General features: G+C 73.6%; 13 protein-coding genes. 5 read left to right on the top strand and 8 right to left on the bottom strand.

Annotated elements, in window-relative coordinates; genetic code table 11:
- Nucleotides 1-19 precede the first annotated feature (19 nt).
- Nucleotides 20-1180, bottom strand: a complete 1161-nt coding sequence (locus tag ACIQGV_RS25540; RefSeq protein ID WP_402497860.1) for an FAD-dependent oxidoreductase — start codon at nt 1178-1180, stop codon at nt 20-22.
- Nucleotides 1181-1354: 174 nt separating this feature from the next.
- Here ACIQGV_RS25540 and ACIQGV_RS25545 point away from each other — a divergent pair, with 174 nt between their 5' ends.
- A complete protein-coding gene (locus ACIQGV_RS25545) occupies nt 1355-2032 on the top strand; it encodes a pentapeptide repeat-containing protein (RefSeq protein ID WP_402497862.1) in 678 nt (225 codons plus the stop codon).
- A gap of 36 nt (nt 2033-2068) precedes the next feature.
- Here the strand turns inward: ACIQGV_RS25545 and ACIQGV_RS25550 are convergent, their stop codons facing one another.
- Nucleotides 2069-2569, bottom strand: a complete 501-nt coding sequence (locus ACIQGV_RS25550; protein ID WP_402497864.1) for a hypothetical protein — start codon at nt 2567-2569, stop codon at nt 2069-2071.
- Nucleotides 2570-2792: 223 nt separating this feature from the next.
- On the opposite strand from ACIQGV_RS25550, the gene ACIQGV_RS25555 reads away from it, so the two are divergent.
- Entirely contained in the window at nt 2793-4190 is a 1398-nt protein-coding gene (locus tag ACIQGV_RS25555; RefSeq protein ID WP_402497866.1) for a M1 family metallopeptidase, read from the top strand.
- A gap of 25 nt (nt 4191-4215) precedes the next feature.
- On the opposite strand, the gene ACIQGV_RS25560 is transcribed toward ACIQGV_RS25555, so the two are convergent.
- Together ACIQGV_RS25560 and ACIQGV_RS25565 are read right to left on the bottom strand one after the other, a co-directional pair.
- Nucleotides 4216-5190, bottom strand: a complete 975-nt coding sequence (locus tag ACIQGV_RS25560) for a GNAT family N-acetyltransferase (protein ID WP_402497868.1) — start codon at nt 5188-5190, stop codon at nt 4216-4218.
- A 103-nt stretch (nt 5191-5293) separates the two neighbouring features.
- Nucleotides 5294-5869 (bottom strand): TerD family protein, encoded by a 576-nt coding sequence (locus tag ACIQGV_RS25565; RefSeq protein ID WP_402497870.1) that lies wholly within the window; start codon nt 5867-5869, stop codon nt 5294-5296.
- Nucleotides 5870-6026: 157 nt separating this feature from the next.
- Here ACIQGV_RS25565 and arfB point away from each other — a divergent pair, with 157 nt between their 5' ends.
- The gene (gene arfB, locus ACIQGV_RS25570; protein ID WP_402497873.1) at nt 6027-6464 is read left to right on the top strand and encodes an alternative ribosome rescue aminoacyl-tRNA hydrolase ArfB; all 438 of its coding nucleotides are present in this window, start codon (nt 6027-6029) and stop codon (nt 6462-6464) included.
- Between the two features lie 37 nt (nt 6465-6501).
- Here arfB and ACIQGV_RS25575 read toward each other — a convergent pair whose 3' ends face one another.
- A complete protein-coding gene (locus ACIQGV_RS25575) occupies nt 6502-7086 on the bottom strand; it encodes a flavin reductase family protein (RefSeq protein WP_402497875.1) in 585 nt (194 codons plus the stop codon).
- Nucleotides 7087-7411: 325 nt separating this feature from the next.
- On the opposite strand from ACIQGV_RS25575, the gene cdgB reads away from it, so the two are divergent.
- Both cdgB and ACIQGV_RS25585 read left to right on the top strand, forming a co-directional pair.
- Complete coding sequence (cdgB, locus tag ACIQGV_RS25580; RefSeq protein ID WP_402497877.1) at nt 7412-9067, top strand: diguanylate cyclase CdgB; 1656 nt, start codon at nt 7412-7414, stop codon at nt 9065-9067.
- A gap of 120 nt (nt 9068-9187) precedes the next feature.
- Nucleotides 9188-10150 (top strand): carbohydrate-binding protein, encoded by a 963-nt coding sequence (locus ACIQGV_RS25585; RefSeq protein ID WP_402497879.1) that lies wholly within the window; start codon nt 9188-9190, stop codon nt 10148-10150.
- Nucleotides 10151-10337: 187 nt separating this feature from the next.
- Here the strand turns inward: ACIQGV_RS25585 and ACIQGV_RS25590 are convergent, their stop codons facing one another.
- The 3 genes from ACIQGV_RS25590 to ACIQGV_RS25600 all read right to left on the bottom strand — a co-directional run bounded on the left by ACIQGV_RS25590 (nt 10338) and on the right by ACIQGV_RS25600 (nt 13577).
- Entirely contained in the window at nt 10338-11267 is a 930-nt protein-coding gene (locus ACIQGV_RS25590) for a 1-phosphofructokinase family hexose kinase (protein ID WP_402497882.1), read from the bottom strand.
- A 130-nt stretch (nt 11268-11397) separates the two neighbouring features.
- Nucleotides 11398-12633 carry an N-acetylglucosamine-6-phosphate deacetylase gene (gene nagA, locus ACIQGV_RS25595; RefSeq protein WP_402497884.1) on the bottom strand — a complete coding sequence of 412 codons (1236 nt, stop codon included), beginning with the start codon at nt 12631-12633 and terminating at the stop codon, nt 11398-11400.
- Nucleotides 12633-13577, bottom strand: a complete 945-nt coding sequence (locus tag ACIQGV_RS25600) for an ROK family protein (RefSeq protein ID WP_402497886.1) — start codon at nt 13575-13577, stop codon at nt 12633-12635. Before ACIQGV_RS25600 ends, nagA begins: the two co-directional genes overlap by 1 nt.
- Nucleotides 13578-13618: the final 41 nt, after the last annotated feature.

The raw sequence follows: 13618 nt of genomic DNA on the forward strand, positions 1-13618 counted from the left end.
CACGGTCCACCCTTCATCCTCAAGCATGCTTGAGGTCAAGGGCGCCGCGCCCCAGCACGAGCGAGACCGCGGTCAGGGCGCTGTTGAAGGACACCTCGGACAGCACGCCGGGGGCCGCGACCTGGTCGCCCGCCAGATACACGCCGTCGCCCCGGTCCACGGCGGGCCGGTCGCGCCAGCTGGTGCCGGGCAGGTCGACCGCGCCGGTACGGCCCTGCGCCACGGCCTCGCGCCGCCAGGTGGTCCGCTCGCGCCAGCCGGGGAACCCGAGGTCGAGGAGCTCCTCCGCACGGGCGACGCCCTCGGCGCGGGAGACGCCGGGCGCGACCGGGATCTGCCCCTGGAGCAGCTGCTCACCGGCCGGGGCGAGGGTGCGGTCCTGCGCGGTGAAGCGCTCGATCCAGCCCGGCGCGTCCAGGTCGGAGACGGCGAACGCGTCGCCGCGCCGGGTCCGTACGGCGAGGTCGACGAGCACCGTACGGCCGCTCGGCCAGGTCAGCGAGTCGTCGCCGAGCAGCCGGCGGGCCGCGTCCAGGGAGGTGGCGACGATCACGGGGGTGTCCGTGGGCAGGGTGTCGACGCGTGAGAGGGTCTCCATCCGCACGCCGAGGTTCCAGGCCCGCGCGGCCATGCGGTCGATCACCGCGCCCCATCCCCCGCGCGGGTAGTGCGCCTCGGGCGGCAGCCTGGTGGCACGGCGCAGCCGCTCCTGCACGAACGCCGCCGACAGCGAACCGGGGTCGTGGTGGAACAGGGCGACGGCCGAGTAGTGCGCGGCGGCCCGGGCGGCCTCCTCACCGGCCTCCTCGGTCGCCCAGGTCAGGAAGTCCTGGTCCACGGGGGCCTGCGAGGCGCTGCGGCGCAGCAGCTTGAGCATCGAGAACGGCGGGGTCCGGCGCAGCACGCCGTGATGGCGCAGCCGCAGCCGGGCGGCCTCCAGGGGCGGCAGGGGCGCGAGCGGGCCGATGAGCCCCCGCCGTTGCAGCCAGGTCCAGTGCGGGCCGCCGTTGTACAGGGCGTGGGGGCCCTCGTTGGTCCGGTACGGGCCGTCGGAGGTGCGTGCCCGCCCGCCGAGGGTGTGATGGGCCTCGTACACGGTGACCCGGGCGCCCGCCTCGGCGGCGGTGACGGCCGCGGTGAGTCCGGCGAAGCCGCCGCCGACGACAGTGATGCGGTGCATGGCTGGGGGTCTCCCTCTGCTGGGGTTCACCTGTCACCGGTATGACGGCGCAGCACCCCCGGTGTGTGACACCGGTCCGGGGGCCGGTCCGGCGGAGGAGCGTCCGCACGGCCCGGACAGGGGGCGTCCGCGCAGGCCGGGGCGATTGTCAGTGGCGGGGGGCACGATGGGGGCATGGTGAGCGGACGGTCCGGGGGCACGGGTGTGAGGGCGGCGCGGCGGCCGGAGGTGCGGCTGCCGGCGCTGGAGCGGTGGGACGGCGGGGCGCTGGAGCCGGACGGGGACTACGACGGCCTGGAGCTGAGAGAGGAGGACCTGGCCGGGCAGGACGGGGCGGGCGCCCGTTTCATGGACTGCGCGCTGAAGGGGTGCGTGCTGGACGGGACCCGGCTGCACCACGCCCGTTTCCTCGACTCGGTCCTCACGGATGTGCGCGGGGTCGGCACGGACCTGGCCGAGGCGACGCTGCGGGACGTGGAGCTGCGGGACGCGCGCCTCGGCGGCACGCAGCTGCACGGCGCGGTCCTGGAGCGGGTCGTCGTGCGCGGAGGCAAGCTCGACTTCCTCAACTTCCGCGCGGCCCGCCTCAGAGACGTCGTGTTCGAGTCCTGTGTGCTGGTCGAGCCGGACTTCGGCGGGGCCCGCCTGGAGCGGGTGGAGTTCGTCGACTGCGCCCTGAAGGAGGCCGACCTCACCTCGGCCGGCCTCAAGGACGTCGACCTGCGAGGGGCGGCTCCGCTGGAGATCGCCCGGGGGGTGGACCGGCTGGCGGGCGCGGTGATCAGCATGGGCCAGCTGCTGGATCTGGCGCCGGTGCTGGCGGGGGAGCTGGGGATCCGCGTGGAGGGCTGAGGCCGCCCGGGTCCGACTCCCCGTGCCCCGCGGAGGTCAGCTCACGCGGGGGAAGCGGGCCTGGAGCGTCCAGATCGCCGGGTTCTCGCCCAGGTCCTCGTGCAGGTCGACGAGGTCGGCGATCAGGTCGTGCAGGAAGTCCCGTGCCTCGCGGCGCAGCGCGGTGTGGGAGAAGGTGAGCGGGGCCTCCTCGGCGGGCATCCAGTCGGCCTCGATGTCCACCCAGCCGAACCTCCGCTCGAAGAGCATCCGGTCCGTCGACTCGGTGAAGTCCAGCTCCGCGTACTGGGGGCGGGAGGCACGCGACCCGGCGGGGTCCCGGTCGACGTGCTCGACGATGTCGCACAGGGCCCAGGCGAAGTCCAGCACCGGCACCCATCCCCAGGCCGTGGACAGCTCCCGGTCGGCCTTGGTGTCGGCGAGGTAGACGTCCCCGCAGAACAGGTCGTGCCGCAGGGCGTGGACGTCCGCACGCCGGTAGTCCGTCTGCGGCGGGTCCGGGAAGCGGTTGGAGAGGGCGTAGCCGATGTCGAGCACGTAGCCGATGGTGTCACGCCCGGGCGGCCTCCCACCGCCGGGCCCGAGGGGGCGGAAGGGGCCGCCCGAGGGGGCGGAAGGGGCCGCCCCGGGTGCGGGTGCCGGGTGTCGGGGCCCGCCCGGAGTGCCGGAGGGACATCCAAAGTGCCGGGGCCGCCCGGAGGGCCGGAGGGCACCCGGGGCGGCGGACCGGGTGCGGGCGGGGCGGCCTAGGATCTTGGGTGTGTCCCGGTTCGTGCCCGTTGTTCCCGTCGTGCTGTCCGCCTCCCTCGTCGTGGGGCTCGCCGGCTGCGGCGGCGGGGTGCGGGGCACCCCGGGCGGCGCGGGTCTGCGGGACCCGTACTTCCCGAAGGCGGGCAACGGCGGCTACGACGTCACCCACTACTCCCTCGACCTCGCCTACGAGCCCGCCCGCCGGGAGCTGTCCGGCAGGGCGGTGGTGACGGCCCGGGCCGTCCAGGACCTGTCGGCCTTCAATCTGGACCTCAGGGGGCTGGAGGTCACGGCGGTCACCGTGGACGGTGAGCGCGCCCGCTGGAACCGCGCCGGGCAGGAGCTGACCGTCCGTCCGCACGCCGAACTCCCCGAGGGCCGCACCTTCCGGGTCGCGGTCCGCTACTCCGGCGTGCCCGAGACCGTCACCGACCCGGACGGCTCGCAGGAGGGCTGGCTGCCCACCGCCGACGGCGCGCTCGCGCTGGGCCAGCCGGTCGGCTCGGCCGCGTGGTTCCCGGGCAACCACCACCCCTCGGACAAGGCGTCGTACGACCTCTCGTTCACCGTCCCGCGCGGTCTGACCGCCGTGTCCAACGGCGAACTGCTCCACGAGCGCGCGGGCAGGGACCGGACGACGTTCGTGTGGCGGGCCGCGGAGCCCGTGGCGAGCCATGTCGCCACCGTCGCCGTCGGCCGCTACGAGATCCGCCGGACGGCGGCGGAGGACGGGCTGCCGCTGTACACCGCGGTGGACCCGGTGGAGGCGGGGGCGAGCCGGGCGGTGCTCGCGCGGCTGCCGGAGGTGCTGGCCTGGGCGCAGGACGCCTTCGGGCCGTACCCGTTCTCCTCGGCCGGCGCGATCGTCGAGCGGGACACGGACGCGGGCTACGCCCTGGAGACGCAGAACCGCCCGGTCTTCCCCGGGGCGCCGGACGTCCCGCTGCTCGTCCATGAGCTGGCCCACCAGTGGTACGGAAACTCCGTCACCCCGCGGACCTGGCAGGACATCTGGCTCAGCGAGGGCTTCGCGACGTACGCGGAGTGGCTGTGGGCGGAGGAGCACGGCGGCGACAGCGCGCAGAGGACGTTCGAGGAGCTGTACGCGCACGGCGAGGACGTCCACCCGGACCTGTGGGCGTTCCCGCCCGCGCGTCCGGACGGTGCCGCGCACCTCTCCGGCGACCCCGTCTACCAGCGCGGCGCGATGGTCCTGCACAAGATCCGGCAGCTCCTCGGCGACGACGCGTTCCGCGCGCTGCTGCGCGGCTGGGCCGGTGCCCGCCGCCACGGCACCGCGGACACCGCCGCCTTCACGGCGTACGTGGAGGGGCGGGAGCCGGGCACGGACTTCTCCGGCGTCTGGGAGGAGTGGCTGTACGGGGACGGGAAGCCGGACAGCCCCTGAGCCGGCGTCCCCGGCCGCACGGAGCTCAGCGCACGTCGGGGGAGGCGCCCGTGCCGGTCCGGTCGAAGTCGTCCAGCAGCCGGGCCAGTCCCGGCGGCCACACCGGTTCGGCCTCCTCGGCCAGTTCCTCGCGCGTCCACCAGCGCCAGGTGAGGATCTTGTCCTCGGCGTGCGCGGCGGCCAGGTGAGGGCCGGCCGGGTCCCGGCGGGGACCGCGGGTGACGTAGAGGTGCTCGTGCTGGCGGACGGGGCCGACCGCGTGGGTGAAGTCGTGCTCCCAGGTCGTGAGCAGCGGGCCCGGCTCCAGGTCGGTCCAGCCGGTCTCCTCGCGCAGCTCGCGCAGGGCGCCCTCGCGCGGGGACTCGCCCTCCTTCAGGCCGCCGCCGGGCATCGCCCAGTGCACGCCGACCTCGATGTTGTCGTACCGGAACAGGAACACCGCGCCCCCGGGGTCCAGCACGGCGACCCGGGCGGCGCGGCGGGGCGTGCGCAGCGGTTTGCGCAGCACCGCGCAGGGGCGGCCGAGCCGGAGGTCCTCGCGATGGCCGATCACCTCGTGGCCGAGGGCCGTCCAGAAGGCCAGGCCCTCGGAGTTGCCGTCGAGCACGGCGAGCTTCACGGCGGTGCGGCCGGCCGCGCGGAAGCGGTCCTCGACGAGGGACACGAGCTGTCTGCCGTGACCCCGGCGGCGGGCGTCCGCGCGGACCATCAGCAGACCGATCCACGGGTCCGGGTCCCCGGGGTCGGGGTGGTGCGCCAGGGTGACGGCGATGCCGACCAGCCGGCCCTCGCTGCGCGCGAGCAGCACCTCGGCGTCCGGATGCGCGAGCTCGTCCGCCAGCGCGGCCGCCACCTGTTCGGGGCGGATGTCGTCCGGGTCGGGAAAGTCGCCGGTCAGGGCGTGGAAGTCGCGGTGGGAGGCGTACAGGGCGGTCAGCTCGGTCAGCAGAGGCCCTGGGAGGTCCCCGCCGGGCGGCACTTCCAGCTGCTCGATGATCATGCGGGGACGTTACCTCCGGGGTGTCGCCCGTGACGGGCGGACGAGGCACCGCACGGGGGAACCCCCGGCCGGGGCCGGGGGTTCCCTGGGGCGCGTCCGTCCGTCAGACGTTGACGCCGAAGTCCTGTGCGATGCCCGCGAGGCCGGAGGCGTAGCCCTGGCCGACGGCGCGGAACTTCCACTCGGCACCGTTGCGGTACAGCTCGCCGAAGACCATCGCCGTCTCCGTGGCCGCGTCCTCGGAGAGGTCGTAGCGGGCGATCTCGGCGCCGCCGGCCTGGTTCACGATGCGGATGTAGGCGTTGCGGACCTGGCCGAAGTTCTGCGAGCGGGACTCCGCGTCGTAGATCGAGACCGGGAAGACGATCTTGTCGACGTCGGCCGGGAGACCGGCCAGGTTGACGTTGATCGCCTCGTCGTCGCCCGCGCCCTCGCCGGTGAGGTTGTCACCGGTGTGGACGATGGTCTGGTCCGGCGTCTGCTTGTTGTTGAAGAAGACGAAGTGGGCGTCCGAGTAGACCTTGCCCTGAGGGTTGACCGCGATGGCGGAGGCGTCGAGGTCGAAGTCCGTGCCGGTGGTGGTGCGGACGTCCCAGCCGAGGCCCACGGTGACGGCGGTCAGGCCCGGAGCTTCCTTGGTGAGCGAGACGTTGCCGCCCTTGGACAGGCTTACAGCCATTGTTGGGAGTCCCTTCCCTCGTTGCGTACGACGAACCTACAGCTACCCCAATGAACGCCGAGGGAGGTGCCATAGGTTCCAGGTGTCTTTACTTTCTTTACCGCGTCGGCGGCGGGCGGGGATATTCGCGTGACGTGAACCGCGGGGAAACGGGAACATGGTGGCCATGTCCGGTCCCCATGTCATCCGTGGCTCCGTCTCACTGCCCGAGGCCGAGCTGATGTGGCGTTTCTCGCGGTCGTCGGGACCGGGTGGACAACACGTCAACACCACTGATTCCCAGGTGGAGTTGAGATTCGATCTCGCTTCCACGAAAGCACTTCCGGAAGTGTGGCGCGCGCGGGCGCTCGAACGCCTGGCGGGACGGCTCGCCGACGGGGTGATCACCGTACGGGCGTCCGAGCACCGGTCCCAGTGGCGCAACCGGGAGGCCGCCGCGGTGCGGCTGGCCGCGCTGCTGGCCGAGGCGACCGCGCCGCCGCCCAGGCCCCGGCGGCCCACGCGGATCCCCCGGGGGATCAACGAGCGGCGGCTGCGGGAGAAGAAGCAGCGGGCCGAGACCAAGCGGGGCCGCACGGGCCGCGACTGGCAGTGATCCTGCCCGCCGGGTCCGCCGGCCGCGGGGCCGGGGGTCAGCCCAGGTGGCGGTAGCGGCCCCGGAAGTAGGCCAGGGGGCCGCCGTCCGCGCCCGGGACGCGGGCGCTCAGGACACGGCCCACGACCAGCGTGTGGTCGCCGGCCGGCACCCGCTGCTCGGTGCGGCACTCCAGCGTGGCGAGGGCCCCGCCGACCAGGGGCGCGCCGCTGGCCTCGCCGCGGGTGCAGGGGAGGTCCTCGAAGAGGAGGCGGTCGCTGATGCGGCCCTTCATGGCGAAGCGTCCCGCGATGTGACGCTGGCTCTCGGAGAGCACCGACACCCCCCACAGCGGCTGCTCGGCGAGCAGGTCGTCCATGCGCGAGCCCTCCCGCAGGCCGACCAGGACCAGGGGCGGGTCCAGCGAGACCGACATGAACGCCGTGGCCGTCATGCCGACGTCCTCGCCGGCCGGGGCCATGGGGTCGTCCGGGTCGAGCGCCGGCTCCTGGGCGGTCACCAGGACCACGCCCGAGGCCAGCCGGGACATCGCGGCGCGGAACTCGTCGTCGGTCACCCCCACAGGATGCCCGGCGGCGGGCGAGGGCTGGGCGGGCAGCGTGACAGGAGGATGGTTCAGCACGGGAGAAACGCTAGTCTGCGCCCCACGGCCCCCGCATCGGACCTCCGCCCGAGCGCAGACCTAGGACTCCCGGCGGAGTTCGGTGCTTCCCGCACAACTCCGCCAGGTTTGTGTTCAGTAAACACACAGGGAAAACGCAGAAACCTCACTCAATTGTTCACGTTCGCCTGTGACTTGAGTCACAAGGGGCACTAATTGTTGACCCTGTGTACCGAGTGGGGAGCGCGCTGTGATTCAGTGGCGGGGAAGATGCACAGGGCACCACCCAGAAATGGCGCCGAAGACAACCCTTGATTCGCTGCGAGGTCTCGGGGGGAGGGCGAGCATGGAGACCGAGTCGGAGCCCTACGTCCGTCTGGCGTCCCTTCGGCAGCTGCACCAGGTCATGGCCGACATGAACACCGCGCGCAGCCTGGCGGACACCCTCCAGACCGTGGCCGACGGAGTCGTCAGCGCCCTCGGCTACGAACTGGCCTGCGTCAACCTCGTCCGCCAGGACGGCGACCTGGTCGTCGCCGCGTTCTCCGGCAATCCCGCCGCCGAGGCCCTGATCACCGGACGCGTCGGCTCCCGCGCGTCCTGGGAGCGCCGTCTCAACATGGGTGAGGCATGGGGCGACCTGATCTTCATACCCCACACCGAGGGCTGGGTCCTCGACGACGACGACGTCCCGCAGTGGTTCACCGAGGGCCCCGCCCCCCGCTTCGAGGACGAGTGGCACCCCGCCGACCGGCTCTTCGCCCCCATGTACGCGCCCGGCGGCCAGGGCGGCCCGCACGGCGAACTGCTGGGCGTGCTGTCGGTGGACCGGCCGCGCAACGGCCGCCGGCCCGGCGCCTGGGGCCGCGAGGCCCTCCAGATGTACGCGTTCCAGGCCGCCATCGCCATCAGCAACGCGCGTCTACGTGCCAACATGCAGCGCGCCCTGGTCCGCCTGGAGCGCGACCAGCAGGCGCTGCGCGCCAGCGAGGAGTCCTTCCGCCAGGCGTTCGAGTACGCCCCCTCCGGCATGGCCATCGCCGAGATGGGCGGCGACCAGCACGGCAGGATCCTGCGCACCAACGACGCCCTGTGCCGTCTGCTGGGCCGCCCCGCCGCCGCGATGCGCCGCTACTCCTTCTCCGACCTGGTCCACCCCGAGGACATAGGCACCCTGCTGCGGACCTCCGCCGAGGGCGGCCGGGCCGAGCTGAGGCTGGGCCGCCGCGACGGGACGTACGTCTGGGTGTCCCTGCGCAACAGCGTCGTGGCCGACGCCGCCGACGGACCCCGTTTCCTCCTCACCCACGTCGAGGACATAGAGGACCGCAAGCGCCGCGAGCTGCACCTCGCCCACCGCGCCTCGCACGACTCCCTCACCGGTCTGCCGAACTCCGCCGAACTGCGGGCCCGCCTGTCCGCCCGGCTCTGCCAGCGCCCGCAGTCCGCCTACCCGGGCGAACTGGAGTCCGTCGACGCCGCCTACGGGCACCCGGCCTACGACGGCGGCCACGGCTTCGACTTCCGGCCCGGCGCCGACGCGTACGACGGCTACGACCACCATGTGCACACCGTCGCCCCCGAGAGCGAGCACGACGACGGCACCAAGGGGCTCGCGGTGCTCTTCTGCGACCTCGACGGATTCAAGTCGATCAACGACCGGTTCGGGCACAACGCGGGCGACGCCGTCCTCATCGAGGTCGCCCGGCGGCTGTCGCGCGGCGTGCGCGACGGCGACACCGTGGCCCGGCTCGGCGGCGACGAGTTCGTGATCCTCGCCGACGGCCTCGGCCGGGCCGACGCCCAGGACCTCGCCGTACGTCTGCGCAACGAGATCATCCAGCCGATCCGCGCCGAGGGCCGGGCCGTACGGGTGGGCGCCAGCTTCGGTATCGGCTGGGCACATTGCGGGATGACGGCCGACGAAGTGCTCAAGTCCGCCGACGAACGTATGTACGTCGAGAAACGATCTCGTCCCAAACAGCATCGACGTGCGGGATGATCCCCAGGTCAGAAGGTTGATGCGGTCCGAGTCACCCGTTTGGGGCAGCAAGAACGGGTAGGCTCGCCTCTCTGACACCCATACCGCATCTGTTCCGCACTTGTTGAGGAGTACCTAGGGATGACGCCCGGCGACAGCGGCGCGAGCACGCCCGAGGACGACGACCCGTTCGGCTATCTCTACGCCGACGGTCAGGCCAACGGCGCCCAGCCGCCCTCCGGCGGTTACGGCTACCCGAACTCCGTCAGCAGGGTGCGGACGGTCGGTGAACGCCAGTACGGCCAGCAGCAGGGCGCCGGCTACGGCCAGCAGGTACCGCAGCAGGCCGCCTACGGCCAGCAGCAGGGCGCCCACAACCGGCCCAGCGCGCACTACGCGGCGCCCGAGACCCTGCCCGGAGGCGCTCCCACCGCCCCGCAGCAGTCGTACGGCAACGCGGGCGGCGGCCGCGGCCGCGGCCCCAACACCAAGGGGCTGCTGATCGGCGCGATCGCGGTGGTCGCCGCGGTCGTCATCGGCATCGGCGTGGCCATGATCGGCGGCGACGACGACAAGGGCGGCAAGACCGACGACCAGGCCGGCGTCGACCCCACGCCGACCGCCACCCAGAGCGACGAGCCGAGCCCGACGGCCACCCCCAGCGGCGACGGCAAGATGGAGCCGCTGGAGACCGACGCCAAGGCGCTGCGGCTGTCGCCCGGTGTCGTCACCGCCGCGGACGTCCCCGGTGCCAAATCCGACGGCGGCGTCTACGTGGCCGGGCTGAATCAGCCCGGCGCGTCCGTGACCTGGACGTTCGACGGCATCCCTGACACCGGCAAGTACACCCTCTATGTCGAATACGGTGTCCCGGGCAAGGACGCCAGCACCACCCTCTCGGTGAACGGTTCCGCGCAGGACCGTCCGCTCAACATGGCGAACTTCGCGAAGGGGCCGGAGGGCGACTACGAGAAGGGCTGGACCGAGACGTGGGCGAACATTCAGCTGAACAAGGGGACCAACACCATCAAACTCTCCTGTGAGACCGGGAACCAGTGTGATGTGAACCTGGACCAGATGAAGATCGTGCCGGGCTGGAAGTAGCCGGACCCGGCCCGCAGAGGCCGTCGAGCCCGAGGCGACGCCTGCCCGGGGCCGGCCCCGAGGCCGCCGGCAGGGAAGCCGGGGCCGCACCGACGACGTCGGCTGCGGCTCATCGCCTCTTCACGGTTCCCCCAAGGCCCGATCGCGACAAGAAGCGGCATGCTCGCCGTCTGCCGTCGCGAACTGCTCAGGCCGCGGTGGCCTCTGCGGTCACCGTGATCCGGGGGCGCAGTTCCTCGTAGGCCACGAAGTCGAACTCGCCCGCCGCGGGGGCCCGCACGGTCGCCGCGGACAGGGCCGCCGCGCGGGCCAGACGGTCCGGCCAGGGGAGGTTCTCCACCAGGCCCGACAGCAGGCCCGCCACCGCCGAGTCGCCGGCGCCGGTCGGGTTGCCGTGCACCCGGGCCGGCGGGGCCGCGCGCCAGCGGCCCTCGGGCGTCACCGCCAGCAGCCCCTGCGCGCCGAGCGAGGCGACCACCGCGCGGGCACCGCGTCTGCGGGCGTCCTGGGTGGCCCGCAGCGGCTCGTGCGAGCCGGTCAGCTCGGCCAGCTCCTCCGCGTTCGGCTTCACGATGTCCGGCCGGGCCGCCACCCCGCGCCGCAGCGGCTCCCCGGCGGTGTCCAGCAGCACCGGCACGCCCGCCGCCCGCGCGGACCGTACGAGTCCCGCGTACGCCCCCACCGGCACGCCCGGCGGCAGACTGCCGCACAGCGCCACCGCGGACGCCGACCCGAGCAGCCCCTCGTACGCCTCCTGGAAGGCGGACCACTCCGCCGGGGAGACGACCGGGCCGGGCTCGTTGAGCTGGGTGGTGTCGCCGGTCGTCCCGTCGACCACGGCGACCGTGCGGCGGGAGGCGCCGGCGCACGGGACGAGCGCGTCGACCACGCCCGGTACGGCGGTGAGCCGCTCCTGGATCGCCCGTCCGGTGCGGCCGCCCGCGAAGCCGGTGACCGTCACCGGGTGGCCGAGGGCGGCGAGCACCCGGGCCACGTTGACCCCCTTGCCGCCGGGCCGTTCGACGACCTCGGAGACACGGTGGGAGGTGTGCGGCCGCAGGGACCGCACGCGATAGGTGAGGTCGAGAGCGGTGTTCGGCGTGACCGTGAGGATCAACTGGTCCGGCCTCCCCCGAGAATGCTCGCCGACCGACTGTCCGGCCGACTGATGGCGTCCTGATCATGCCAAACAGACGGCGACCGGCCCAGACCCGGGACCGGCCACCGTCCGGCGGACCACGACGCAATCAGGCCAGTCGGGGACCGACCACCCATTCCCCCCGCCGCATGACGCCCTGGACGTCGAAGCCGGAGTCCAGCAGGACGAGGTCGGCGTACTTGCCGGGCTCCAGCGAGCCGACGGAGCCGTCGAGGCCCAGCAGCCGGGCCGGGTTGGCGGACAGCGCGGCGACGGCGTCCCCGACCGGCAGCCGGTCGACGGTCACCGCGCGCTTGAACGCGCGGTCCAGGGTGAGGGTGGAGCCGGCGATCGAGCCGCCCTCCACCAGCCGGGCCACCCCGTCCCGTACCTCGACCTCCAGCGGGCCGAGCATGTAGCGGCCGTCGCCGCTCCCGGCCGCGTCCATCGCGTCGGTGATGAAGGCGACCCGTCCGGCGCCCTTGTGATGGAACGCCAGCTCCAGGGCGGCCGGGTGCAGATGGGTGCCGTCGTTGATCAGCTCGACCGTGACCCGCTCGTCCTCCAGCAGCGCGGCGATCGGGCCGGGAGCGCGGTGTCCGAGCGCGGGCATCGCGTTGAACAGGTGCGTGGCGACCGTCGCGCCCGCGTCGATCGCCTCGACCGTCTGCTCGTACGTGGCGTCCGTGTGGCCGATCGCCGCGATCACGCCGTGCTCGGCGAGCAGCCGTACGGAGTCGGTGCCGCCGGGCAGTTCGGTGGCGAGCGTGACCATCCTCGCGTGCCCGCGCGCCGCGTCGATCAGCTTGCGCACGTCCGCCGGGTCGGGGTCGCGCAGCAGCTTCTCGGAGTGGGCGCCCTTGCGGCAGGGGGAGATGAACGGGCCCTCGAAGTGGACGCCCGCGATGTCGCCCTGCTCGGCCAGCTCGCTCAGCAGGCCCGCCTGGCGGACCAGCAGGTCCATCTCGTCGGTGACGGTGGAGGCGACCAGGGTGGTGGTGCCGTGGCGGCGGTGGGTCCGCACGGCCGTCAGCACGTCGTCCGCCGTGCCGGTGGAGAAGGAGGCCCCGCCGCCGCCGTGGTTGTGGATGTCGACGAAGCCGGGGACCAGCCAGTGGCCGCTCACGTCGAGGGAGCGGGCGTTCTCGGGCGCCCCGGCGGCGATCCGGGCACCGTCGATCACCAGCCGGCCGTTCTCGGCCGTGCCGGAGGGGAGGACCACGTTGGCTCCGGTGAGGACCAGGGGAGTCCCGTCCGTCGCGGGCCGCGGGTCCTCGTGGGTTCCCCGCGCTCCGCGGCGAGGCCGCTCGCCGGCGCTGTCCCGCGTCCCTGGGTCGGCTGCCATCAGGTCGTTACCTCCGTACGGTCCGTTCGGTTGAGGAGATCCCAGGCCAGAAGGCCCGCGCCCAGGCAGCCCGCCGTGTCGCCCAGGGCCGCGGGCACGACGGAGGGCAGCTTCTGGAAGGTGACGCGCTGCCGGACGGCGTCCCGCAGGGGTGAGAACAAGGTTTCCCCCGCCTCGGCGAGCCCGCCACCGATGATCAGGGTGCGGGGGTCCAGCAGGGTGAGCGCGGTGACCAGGCCGTCCGCGAGCGCGTCGACCGCGTCCTGCCAGATCCGTACGGCGTTCGGATCACCGGACACGACGGACCGCGCGCAGTCGGCGGCGTCCGCCTGCGGGTCCCCGCACGCGGCGGCCCACGCCTCGCTCACGGCGGACGCGGACGCGTACCGCTCCAGGCAGCCGCGCTGGCCGCACGGGCAGAGGACGCCCGACGGCCGTACGACGACATGGCCGATCTCGCCCGCGAAGCCGTGCGCGCCCGCCTCCACGCGGCCGTCGATGCCGATCGCGCCCGCGATCCCGGTGCCCAGCGGCACGAACAGGAAGCGGTCGGCGCCCCGGCCCGCGCCGATGCGGCCCTCGGCGAGGCCGCCGGTGCGCACGTCGTGGCCGAGCGCCACCGGGATGCCGCCGAGGCGCTGTGCGAGCAGATCGCGCAGGGGGACGTCACGCCAGCCGAGGTTCGCGGAGTACGCGGCGACGCCCTGCGCCTCGTCGACGATGCCCGGCACGGCCACGCCGGCGGCGCTCGCCGGCTCGCCGAAGTACTTCTCGCCGTACGCCCGCAGATCGGCGGCGAAGGCGAGGATGCCGTCCACGACCGCCTGCGGACCGCGCTCGCGCCCGGTGGCCCGGCGCGCCTGGTGCAGCAGCTCGCCGTTCGCCCCTGCCAGGGCGGCCTTCATCCCGGTGCCGCCCACATCGAGGGCGATGACATGTCTCACGGGGACAGTGTGGCCCGAGGACCCGCAAGAGGTCTAGTCCA

The organism is Streptomyces sp. NPDC093094, assembly GCF_044754345.1.
Taxonomy (GTDB): Bacteria; Actinomycetota; Actinomycetes; order Streptomycetales; family Streptomycetaceae; genus Streptomyces.

Excerpts from the sequence above, each read along its gene's own strand:
- ACIQGV_RS25540 (WP_402497860.1), bottom strand. The coding sequence starts at position 1,180 with ATGCACCGCATCACTGTCGTCGGCGGCGGCTTCGCCGGACTCACCGCG.
- ACIQGV_RS25545 (WP_402497862.1), top strand. The coding sequence starts at position 1,355 with ATGGTGAGCGGACGGTCCGGGGGCACGGGTGTGAGGGCGGCGCGGCGG.
- ACIQGV_RS25560 (WP_402497868.1), bottom strand. The coding sequence starts at position 5,190 with ATGATCATCGAGCAGCTGGAAGTGCCGCCCGGCGGGGACCTCCCAGGG.
- ACIQGV_RS25565 (WP_402497870.1), bottom strand. The coding sequence starts at position 5,869 with ATGGCTGTAAGCCTGTCCAAGGGCGGCAACGTCTCGCTCACCAAGGAA.
- arfB (WP_402497873.1), top strand. The coding sequence starts at position 6,027 with ATGGTGGCCATGTCCGGTCCCCATGTCATCCGTGGCTCCGTCTCACTG.
- cdgB (WP_402497877.1), top strand. The coding sequence starts at position 7,412 with ATGGAGACCGAGTCGGAGCCCTACGTCCGTCTGGCGTCCCTTCGGCAG.
- ACIQGV_RS25585 (WP_402497879.1), top strand. The coding sequence starts at position 9,188 with ATGACGCCCGGCGACAGCGGCGCGAGCACGCCCGAGGACGACGACCCG.
- nagA (WP_402497884.1), bottom strand. The coding sequence starts at position 12,633 with ATGGCAGCCGACCCAGGGACGCGGGACAGCGCCGGCGAGCGGCCTCGC.